This is a genomic window from Prosthecobacter sp. (assembly GCF_029946185.1).
GTDB lineage: Bacteria > Verrucomicrobiota > Verrucomicrobiia > Verrucomicrobiales > Verrucomicrobiaceae > Prosthecobacter.
In genome coordinates this window covers 1-9,783 of record NZ_JAQSEA010000315.1, presented here as the reverse complement: position 1 = coordinate 9,783, position 9,783 = coordinate 1, and the positions used below count along the sequence as shown (strand labels likewise).

Below are 9,783 nucleotides of genomic sequence, written 5' to 3'. Positions count from 1 at the left end.
TTTTGCGAACCGCTATAAATCCCCGCCGCAGCATGTTTGGTCCGCAGGATGGGTGTGTTTTGTTCGTGGGATGGGTGTGTTTGGTTCGTGGGATGGGTGTGGCGACAGCCCGCCCGTCCATCAGCGTATGGCAGACACTATGGCATACGAACGTCCTCAAAGTCCGGCAGCCTGGCGCAGAGTCGTGTGTGCAAAGAAGAGAGCCTTCCGCGTCAAACACCCCCACCGCCTTCCGCGAACCCACCGCGAAGTGGTCCGCACTCTCCGAGTGCGGTTCCCGCGCCAGCCCTCAGCTCACCCAGCACGCCGCATCTCAGCGATCCACTCCGGCGGAATGCCCTGCCCAGGCACCGAACTGTCCGGCTGGCGTTTCAGGCCTACCACATGCTCCAGCAGCCACTCCAGCACCTCCCAGAAGCGCAGCGCATCCAGCACCGGATTCAGCGCATTCGTCACCGGGCAGTAATGCACCTCCTTCGGATTCGTGTGGTGCATCGTATGGTGCTGCGGTGTCTGCAAAATCCGCCAGTCCTGCAGCAGCGTGATGAAGCGTCCATTCTCACGCCGCGTGCGGTGCGACCACTTGTGCACCTCGTTCGCATTCCCACCCACCAGCGCAAACAGCCACACATGCCACGTCAGGCAGCCCAGCCACACATGCCACGTCAGGCAGCCCAGCCACCCCGCCGCGATGACCAGCGCCCCCATCGCCATCAGCAACTCCTTGTTGCTCTCCCACCACGTATTCCGCGTCATGCGCCGCGGCAGATGATGATGCACAATATTCGGCCGCCCAATCCATCGCCCCAGCCAAGGCGTGTCTTCCCGAATATAAGCATCCTCGATCCAGTGGACGAGGCCGGCAGCGAAATCAGCAGCAAGCACCACGCCTGCCGCCTGAAGAGTGAGTGAGATGAAGTCGTTCATGACCCCACACCTCTTCCTCACAACCTGCCAGATCAGGACATTGATACTCTTGAAGCTACGATTGATGGCGTCGATGGTGGCGGCTGCGGGTGGGCAGAACTGCCGGTTGCGGAAGAGGCAGATTTCCGGTAGGTTCACGCATGTCATTTGACCCTTCCACCGTGCAGCTTCCTCCGCCTGGATGTGAGCAGCGCATGCCCCCGCCGAATAAGCGGGAGCTGTCATTTGAAGAAGTTTACCAGCAGGTTCGCCGTCATCTGAAAGACGATGCGGCAGGGACGATGTCGGTGCAGATGAAAGCTCAGATTAATGGAAACCATGCTCACCCAGCGCGAGTTTGCACGGCTGGTTGATGGCCCGGCGTTGGATCGCGAGATCGACCGTCTGACGAAAAAGGGCGGCGGCTGGCTTCAGGCTGCGCAGATACTCAGCCGCAGAGTCAATGGTACCTTGGATTGGGAAGTACTCGGCCCGGCAGGAGCGCGTTATCAAGTCGTTGGCAGTCGTGGTGAAGCCGTTTTGTTTTGGGACGACCATCTCAAGAACCGCATCATGAAACTGCGCGGACGTGAGGAGAACGGTTATGGCACGGCTGGATTCGGCTGCATCCTGGTGCGCAATGAGCGTGGCATGATCGACTACGGGCCGGGAACCATCGAGCAGGCGCTGGAACGCGAGCGTCTCAGTTGGGAGCACCTCGGGTTTGGATGCGTGTTTGAGGATGTGATTGGCGATGTTGAAGGTCTGCTGCTGGCACAGGCGTTTATCAGCGGCTCCGCGCCGACCGAGCATGAAATTCACGCGTGGATGACACAACACGGCTGGGAATCGTTGGCGGAAGCACGGGACGTTGCGGTGACCCTGCGGCAGCATGCCTGGCGGCGTGGGCGGGTCGGTGCGTTTGACGCCAACGAAACGAACTTCATCAAGAGCGATGCAGATGGCCTGTTGTATCCGATTGATCTGATCGTGTGGACGATGCCGGAGTGAGACGGCACCTTGATGCGGTGGGGAGCGGGGTCACTCACAACTCATCTCCGGGCACCGGCGGGACGTCGGGAACCATGGCGAGAATCTCGTCCAAGTCTTCAATCCGACCGCGCTTGGCGCGGGCTTCGAGGGTGTCGCTTACTTCCCAGGCAGTCACTTGCGCTTGTAAAGCCAAGGCAACCATATGATCGACCGATGTGCGCTCTTTCTCGGCCGCATCGGATAGAATACGGGCGAGGAAGTCTGGGATGCTGGCAGTGATGGTGGTCATGACGACAGACGGAGTATGTCCAGAAAAGTCTTCGGATCAACCACACGAACGGCGGGCAGTCGGGAGGCAGGGAAATGGCGCAGATTGTGAGTCACCAAGTAGTCAATCTTCGATTCCATGGCGAGCTGGGCCAAGGCTTCGTCATCGGGATCAGGTAGTGACGGCTTCCAGAACGCCGAAGTCCGAAACTGCACCGCATTCGAAGCGAGGGCATCCAGAAAACGGTTGATGACAATCATCGGCAGACCTTGAGGTAACATCTCACGCTTCAAAACCTCATCATACTCAGCTAGGACGGTTTGACTCAGATAAAGCGCAAACTCTCCCTGGCGATAACGAGCGACAATCTGAAACGAAGCGCCATTCCGTGACCGCAGGGCGGACAGAATGACGTTCGTGTCGAGAATGGCGCGAATCATGTCATTCGGCTACTTCACCAGTCTCACCATCAGATCCTTGCTCTCCACACTCTCACTGATCTTCACGCAGATCTCCTTCACCGTCCCTGCGGTCGGTGCCGAAACGGCCGCGAACATCTTCATCGCCTCCAAGGTCAGCAGCGTCTCCCCCTCTTTCACCTTCTGCCCCACACTCACGGCAATGCTTGCCACCATCCCCGGCATCGGCGCACCCACTTGAGTCGGGTCCGCAGGATCGGCCTTGGTTTTGGTGACAGCGTTGACCGCGAGGGCCTTGTTGGTCACCGTCGTATGACGTGGGTAGCCATTGAGCTCAAAGATCGCCGTCTGCTGCCCCGTGGCATCCGCCTCGGTCATGTTCAGCAGGCGCACGAAGAGAGTCTTGCCCTCTTCGAGGTTGATGTGGATCTCCTCCTTGTCCTGCAGGCCGTAGTAATACGCCGGCGTCGGCAGGGCGGACACGTCGCCGTAGGTCTTGCGGAACTCGGCGAACTTCAGGAACACATCCGGATACATGAGGTAGCTCCACACGTCGTCCTCGGTCGGCTCCTTCTTCAGCTTGCCTTTGAGTTCGGCGCGCACGTCGTCCAGCTTGATCTTCGCAGCATGCGTGCCGGGGCGGCCCTTGATACGCTTGCCGCCTTTGCCGACGATGGCATCCGCCAGCGCGTTCCACTTCTTGCGTGAATCAGCCGCCTTGGCGGGTTCCATGCCGTAGAAGGGCTCGCCAAGCCAGCCTTCAAACATGCTGGTGACGTCCTTGCTCCACTTTGTGCCCTGGAGATTGATGATGTCCGTGGGCTTCACACCACGCGCCACACACTCAATGGCGAGATCACCCACGACCTTGCTCGATGGCGTCACTTTAACAATGTCACCACAAAGCTGGTTCACCTCCGCATACGCATGCGCGATCTCCGGCCAGCGTGGCCCCAGGCCCATGCCGATGGCCTGCTCCTTGAGATTCGTGTACTGCCCTCCGGGCATCTCGTGCAGATAAACTTCCGCAGTACCGTAGGGCTCGGCAGTGTCGAAGGGCTTGTAGAAGCTGCGTACCGCAGCCCAGTAGTCACTGAATTCCTGCAGCGCCTCGACATCCAGACCAGTGTCACGCGGCGTGTGCTGCATGGCAGCCACGATGGAGTTCAGGTTCGGCTGCGAAGTGCCACCAGACATCGAGGCAATCGCCGCATCCACCACATCGACTCCCGCCGTGGCGGCTTCGATGATGCTCGCTGCATTCAGCCCGCTGGTGTCATGCGTGTGGAAATGAATCGGGATGCCCACTTCATCCTTCAGCGCCTTGACCAGCTTCTTAGCCGCAAACGGGCGGACAAGTCCCGCCATGTCCTTGATGCACAGCATGTGTGCGCCCATCTTTTCCAGCTCCTTGGCCAGGCGCACGTAGTACTTCAGGTCATACTTGTCGCGCTTCGGGTCCATGATGTCTCCCGTGTAGCACAGCGTGCCCTCACAGATGGACTTCGTGTCCTCACGCACCGCATCCATCGCCGCCTTGAGGTTCGGCAGGTAGTTCAGCGAATCAAAGATGCGGAAGATGTCCATGCCGTTCTCAGCAGCATGTTTGATGAAGCCCTTCACCACGTTGTCCGGGTAGTTCGTGTAGCCCACCGCGTTCGAGCCACGGAAGAGCATCTGCAAAAGAATGTTCGGCACCTTCGCGCGGATGGAGCGCAGGCGCTCCCACGGGTCTTCGCGCAGAAAGCGCATCGTCACGTCAAAGGTGGCCCCGCCCCACATTTCCAGTGAGAACAGGTTCGGCGTGCGGCGTGCCACGCTGTCCGCCACGGCCAGCATGTCAAAGGTGCGCATGCGCGTCGCCAGCAGCGACTGATGCGCATCCCGCATCGTCGTGTCGGTGATCAGCAGCTTTTTCTGCTTCGCAATCCAGTCATTGCAGAACTTCTCCGGCCCCATCTCGGTCAGGAGCTGCTTCGTGCCTTTGGCCGGCGCGATGCGGTGGTCAAACGTTGGAATCGGCGAGGCGGTAAACGCCTTGTTGATCTTATGTCCCTTCGCGAACGGATTGCCGTTCACATTAGTGTCGGCCAGGTAGCTCAGCAGTTTCGAGGCACGGTCTTTGCGGGCCACAAACTTGAGCAGGTCCGGGTTGTTGTCGATGAAGCGCGTGGTGGCCTGGCCCGCCATGAAGTCCGGGTGGTGCACCACGTTCATGAGGAAGGGGATGTTCGTCTTCACGCCACGGATACGGAACTCGCGCAGGCCCCGATCCATGCGGTCCAGCGACTGCTTGTACGTGCGGGCATACACCGTCATCTTCACCAGCATCGAGTCATAATACGGCGTGATGACCGCGTTCGTCGCGCCCAGCGCACCATCAAGCCGGATGCCGAAACCACCCGCGCTGCGGTAGGTCAAAATTTTGCCAAAGTCCGGCGTGAAGCCGTTTTCCGGGTCTTCCGTCGTGATGCGGCACTGGATCGCGTAGCCGCTCTTCTCGATCTTGTCCTGCGGGGGCAATGCCAGCGGCTCCTGATGAATCTGGTAGCCCTGCGCGATGAGGATCTGGCTGCGCACGATGTCGATGCCGGTGATCTCTTCCGTCACGGTGTGCTCCACCTGGATGCGCGGATTCATCTCAATGAAGAACCACTCGCCCGTTTCGTGATCCACCAGGAACTCCACCGTGCCCGCGTGCGTGTAGTTCACCGCATGCGCCAGTTTCACGGCGGCTTCGCACAGGCCGTCGATGATCGACTGCTTGATGCCGTAGCTCGGCGCCTGCTCGATCACCTTCTGATGCCGGCGCTGCACCGAGCAGTCGCGTTCATGCAGATGCAGCACGTTGCCATGCTTGTCCGCCACGATCTGCACTTCGATGTGCTTCGCCTTGCCGACGAATCTTTCGAGGAAGACAGCCCCGTTGCCAAACGCACGTTCCGCTTCGGTCTGCGCCTCATCCAGCAGCTTTTCCAGGTCCTTGGCCTCACGCACGACCCGCATGCCACGGCCACCACCGCCAAAAGCAGCCTTGATGATCAGCGGAAAGCCGATCTTCTTTGCTGCCGCCAGCGCTTCCTTACGGTCGCTCACAGGTTCATCGGTGCCTTCGAGGATGGGCACCTTCAGCTTGCGCGCCACGTTGCGGGCGGCCGTCTTGTCACCCATCATGTCGAGAATCTTCGCTTCAGGACCGACGAAGATGATGCCCGCGTCCTCGCAGGCCTGGGAGAACTTCGGGTTCTCAGACAGGAAGCCGTAACCTGGGTGAATCGCATCCACGCCCTTCTCCTTCGCCAGGGTCACGATGCCTTCAATGTCCAGGTAGGCACCCAGAGGCCCCTTGTCCTTGTTCAATTCGTAAGCCTCGTCCGCCTTGAAGCGATGCGGACAGAAACGGTCCTCCTGCGCATAAATACCCACCGTTTTCAGCCCCAGTTCCGTAGCCGCACGCATGACGCGGATGGCGATTTCAGAGCGGTTCGCGACCATCAGCTTCTTGATGGTGCGGATCGTGGTGGGGGCTGGAGTTTTCTTGGACATGTCAGGGTTGGTTGAATGCGGGCGCATAGTCCCGCAGAATCGAAATGAGGCAAGGAAGAGGTGCGCTCTTGTGCGCAAGCAGAAGCCCGGCCCGCTCCGGCTTTAAGAACGTCGACGGCGGCGCAGTAGGAAACCGCATGCAGCAAACAGCAGCAGGCTCATGCGGCCAGGCTCGGGCACCACGACGATATTGCCGGAAGTCGTGAACCGGCTGACATCCCAGAACAAACCGCTGCCGCTGATGTCCGGCAGGTCAAACTGGCTGCCGTTGTCACCACTGCCATCGCGCAAATTCGTGCCCACCGAAAAACCGCTGAAATTGGTGGTAAGAACCGTCGCCCAATCCACCAGATTGATGACATCCCCCGCATGCGGCGTGTAGCCGCTGGCAAGCACGCTGATGTTGCCCGCGACGATAAGCGTACCGCTAGTGCCATTGAACACCAGACGGTCGTGTGCACCCACCCCGGTGACTGAATCCACCCACGTATTGTAGCCGGTGGTGCCGATGGCAAATCCGCCAAAGGAGCCGTCACTGGCGGTGGGTGTGGTGATGTCGAGGAAGGTTTTAGAGCCGGCGGCCAGATTGTAGCTGGCCGTCGAGACCGGCGTGAAGGTCAGCGTGCCATGGTCTGCTGCCGTCGTGCCATCCCCGGCGTACAAAGAGGCGTTGGAGTTCAGCGTGAAGCCGCTGCCCCGGACGATGCCGGTGCCCGAGATGCTGCCATTCGAGGTCACGGTCACGATGCCGGTGCCAGTCTGTCCCACACCCGCCTTGCCCACTTGCAGCGTGCCGGCGCTCACATTGGTCGCGCTTGTGTAGGTATTGGCTCCGCTGAAAATCCAGGTGCTCGTGCCCGTTTTGTTGACGCCGAAAGTGTTCGACACTACGCCCTGAATTTCCCCGGTTCCAGAGCCCACCATGTTGAGAGTATGGGCGGCGTTGTCGGTGGAGGCGGCGTTGACATCGCCCTTGATCAGCAGGCTGCCCGCCGCCACATCGAACGTGAGCGTGGTGAGCAAAGTAGTGCGCACGGGGCCATCCCAAGTGTTGTTTCCGCCGATGTTTTCGATGTAGGGGGTGATGAGGGACTCCCCGGTAACGGTCACATTGTTGTCCAACTGAAGGCGACTGCCGGCGGCGATCAGAACGCCATTGCCGGTGCCGCCCAGCGCCCCATTGCTGCGCACAAGCAAATTCCCCGCATTGACGGTGATAAGGCCGGTAAACGTGTTGGTGCCACTCAGCGCCAGGGTGCCGCTCCCCGTTTTGATGATCTCGGTGGCCGTGGTGCCATCAGCGATGCTGCCGCTCAAGGTCAGGGTGCCGGTGGTGATGGAAATAGTGCGGCTGGTGCCTGCTGCCGTGCCCAGACTGACAGCACCCGTGCCCAGATCCAAGGCGTTGGTCAGGCCGGCGCTGAAGTCCCCATTGATCACGACAGCATTGCCGTTGGCGATGGCAACGGCCGCACCACTGCTGTTGCCGAGCGTCCCGCCATTGATGGTGAAGATGCTCGCCGTGGCACCCAGCGCGGTGGCGCTGTTCAGATTCAGTCCGCCCTGATCGAGCGTGAGGCCCCCCGTGAAGGTGTTGGTGCCGCTGAGTTCCTGGGTAAATGTGCCCGTTTTGATCACGGACAGCGCTCCGCCTCCAGTGCCATCTGCCAAGGTGCCGGCAAACAGCGTGTTCGTGGTGGAATTGATCGTCAGCGTGGCCGCTGTGGCGCTTGCATTGCGCACCGTGCTGGCTCCCAACCCAGCCGTGGAGACCAGCGAGGCGATGGTGATCGAGTTGCCATTCAGCGAGAGGTTTTTCACCAACGCAGTGTTGGCAAAGGTCACGCGGTTGGGCGTGGTGGAGTTGAGCGCCCCCGCGCTGTCGAGGCGCACATTCGTCACATCAATGGACAGGCCGCCGGTGAAGGTGTTGTTCCCGCTCAATACAATTGTTCCAGTGCTAGTACCCTGGGTGCCCAAGCTCAAAGCACTGCCAAGGGTGGATTCGCCGATGTTGGAACTGATGATCGAAGTAACGGCCAAGGTGTTTTGCGTGATCAGCGCGCTGCCCGCCAGCGTGAGCCCCCCGGAAAGTGTGACGTTGTTGACTTCCAGTCGGATCGCCCCACGCCCGCCTGCCCCTGTCCCGCTGAGCGTGAAGGGCACCTGCCAGTTTCCAGTGGCGGCGAGCACCAGTGTGCTGTTCGTACCCACATTCACCCTCGTCAGCGTGGCCGAAGGCAGGGAGTTCAGGCTATTGACCTGCACAAAGAGCCCATTCACATCCGCCGACGTGAGTGAAAAGGTGCCCGAGAGGTTGGAAGCACTGCCAATCGTGACGAGGGCGAAGGCACCGGCCGCTTTTTGCAGCGCGATGTTGCTTCCACTAAGCGTCGAATTGAAGATCAGGCGTGAGGCGAGCGAACTGGACCCGTCTTGAAGAGTGATGGCGGACCCATCAGCCAGCGCGATCGTGCCGCCCGTGAAATTGTAAGAGTTCGGAGTGACCGCCCGGAAGATCAGTCCGTTGGTGTTCACCGTGCCCGAAACCGTGACTGTCCCGCCCGAACCACCGGCGCCAAACACAGCCGTATTCCCCGCCGAGTTGGACCAAGACTGATTTTGCAGGCCGTTCGTCTCGTCAAACCAGTTGCCGCTACCATCCACCCAGTTTCCGGCACCGTCCTGCGCCCCCGTCGTTCCAGTGGTTACGTCCCAGACGAACGTGGCCCCTTGAGCACGATGGGGTGCCATGACCCCAAAAAAGAGCACGGACAGGGAGAGACAAAAAATTTTCAATCGAAACATTCGTGGGGAAGGGGGGATGGGTGAGACAGCGAGGCGCCGGAATCGTTGGAAACCAATGAAGCACAATTCGGCTCCTCCGCCTGTCACGGATGCCAAAACCTCGCGCGTAGCGTTTTTTCAACTGCCCAAAAGCAAGATTGGCCATGAACTTGCTAATTAGGGTCCAGCAGGCATTGATTTTACGTCCGCCCCCCAGCCCTCCGCATGTCCATCCACGTCGCCCTTCACCACCGCACCAGCTATCACTACGAACGCCCCATTGAGCTGGGCCCGCAGATCATTCGGTTGCGTCCCGCGCCGCATTCCCGGTCACGCATCCTGAGCTACTCGCTCAAAGTCACCCCGGAGAAGCATTTCCTGAACTGGCAGCAGGACCCGCAGTCAAACTACCTCGCCCGGTTGGTCATCCCGGAGAAAACCAAGGAATTCAGCATCGAGGTGGATGTGGTGGTGGAGATGGCGGTCTTCAATCCCTTCGACTTCTTCCTGGAGCCTGAAGGCGAGCATTTCCCCTTCGACTACGATGCCGCCCTCGACCAGGAGCTGGCACCCTTCCTCAAATGCGGTGAACTCACGCCGAAACTCGCGGATTACTTCTCCGCTCTTGAGCGCGAACTGCTTGCCCTGGACCCTTGGCCACCGCGTACGATCACCGCACTCGTGACGATCAATCAGCGCCTGTGGAAGGACATTTCCTACACCGTCCGCATGGAGCCCGGCGTGCAGACGCCAGAGGAGTCCCTGACCAAGCGCACCGGCTCCTGCCGTGACTCGTCATGGCTCATGGTGCAGATCATGCGGCGTCTCGGCATCGCCGCACGCTTTGTCAGCGGTTACCTCATC

Annotated in this window: 7 protein-coding genes; 2 read left to right on the top strand and 5 right to left on the bottom strand. The window is 60.0% G+C overall.

Annotated elements, in window-relative coordinates; genetic code table 11:
• Positions 1–294 precede the first annotated feature (294 nt).
• Entirely contained in the window at positions 295–1,065 is a 771-nt protein-coding gene (locus PSV43_RS26020; protein WP_300204757.1) for a fatty acid desaturase CarF family protein, read from the bottom strand.
• 180 nt (positions 1,066–1,245) lie between these two features.
• Between PSV43_RS26020 and PSV43_RS26015 the strand changes: the two genes are divergently transcribed.
• Entirely contained in the window at positions 1,246–1,917 is a 672-nt protein-coding gene (locus PSV43_RS26015; protein WP_300204754.1) for a hypothetical protein, read from the top strand.
• A 34-nt stretch (positions 1,918–1,951) separates the two neighbouring features.
• On the opposite strand, the gene PSV43_RS26010 is transcribed toward PSV43_RS26015, so the two are convergent.
• The 4 genes from PSV43_RS26010 to PSV43_RS25995 all read right to left on the bottom strand — a co-directional run bounded on the left by PSV43_RS26010 (position 1,952) and on the right by PSV43_RS25995 (position 8,886).
• Positions 1,952–2,188: a hypothetical protein gene (locus PSV43_RS26010; protein WP_300204750.1), complete on the bottom strand. Its 237-nt coding sequence runs from the start codon at positions 2,186–2,188 to the stop codon at positions 1,952–1,954.
• Positions 2,185–2,607, bottom strand: a complete 423-nt coding sequence (locus PSV43_RS26005) for a putative toxin-antitoxin system toxin component, PIN family (RefSeq protein WP_300204747.1) — start codon at positions 2,605–2,607, stop codon at positions 2,185–2,187. Before PSV43_RS26005 ends, PSV43_RS26010 begins: the two co-directional genes overlap by 4 nt.
• Positions 2,608–2,616: 9 nt before the next feature.
• On the bottom strand, positions 2,617–6,132 hold the full coding sequence (locus PSV43_RS26000) for a pyruvate carboxylase (RefSeq protein ID WP_300204743.1): 3,516 nt from the start codon (positions 6,130–6,132) through the stop codon (positions 2,617–2,619).
• A 102-nt stretch (positions 6,133–6,234) separates the two neighbouring features.
• Positions 6,235–8,886 carry an autotransporter-associated beta strand repeat-containing protein gene (locus PSV43_RS25995; RefSeq protein WP_300204740.1) on the bottom strand — a complete coding sequence of 884 codons (2,652 nt, stop codon included), beginning with the start codon at positions 8,884–8,886 and terminating at the stop codon, positions 6,235–6,237.
• Between the two features lie 258 nt (positions 8,887–9,144).
• Between PSV43_RS25995 and PSV43_RS25990 the strand changes: the two genes are divergently transcribed.
• Positions 9,145–9,783 (top strand): transglutaminase family protein (locus tag PSV43_RS25990; RefSeq protein WP_300204737.1); only part of this gene is annotated, 639 nt, incomplete at its 3' end.

Coding starts and splice junctions, on each gene's coding strand:
- PSV43_RS26015 (WP_300204754.1), top strand. CDS start 1,246: ATGCTCACCCAGCGCGAGTTTGCACGGCTGGTTGATGGCCCGGCGTTG.
- PSV43_RS26010 (WP_300204750.1), bottom strand. CDS start 2,188: ATGACCACCATCACTGCCAGCATCCCAGACTTCCTCGCCCGTATTCTA.
- PSV43_RS26005 (WP_300204747.1), bottom strand. CDS start 2,607: ATGATTCGCGCCATTCTCGACACGAACGTCATTCTGTCCGCCCTGCGG.
- PSV43_RS26000 (WP_300204743.1), bottom strand. CDS start 6,132: ATGTCCAAGAAAACTCCAGCCCCCACCACGATCCGCACCATCAAGAAG.
- PSV43_RS25995 (WP_300204740.1), bottom strand. CDS start 8,886: ATGGCACCCCATCGTGCTCAAGGGGCCACGTTCGTCTGGGACGTAACC.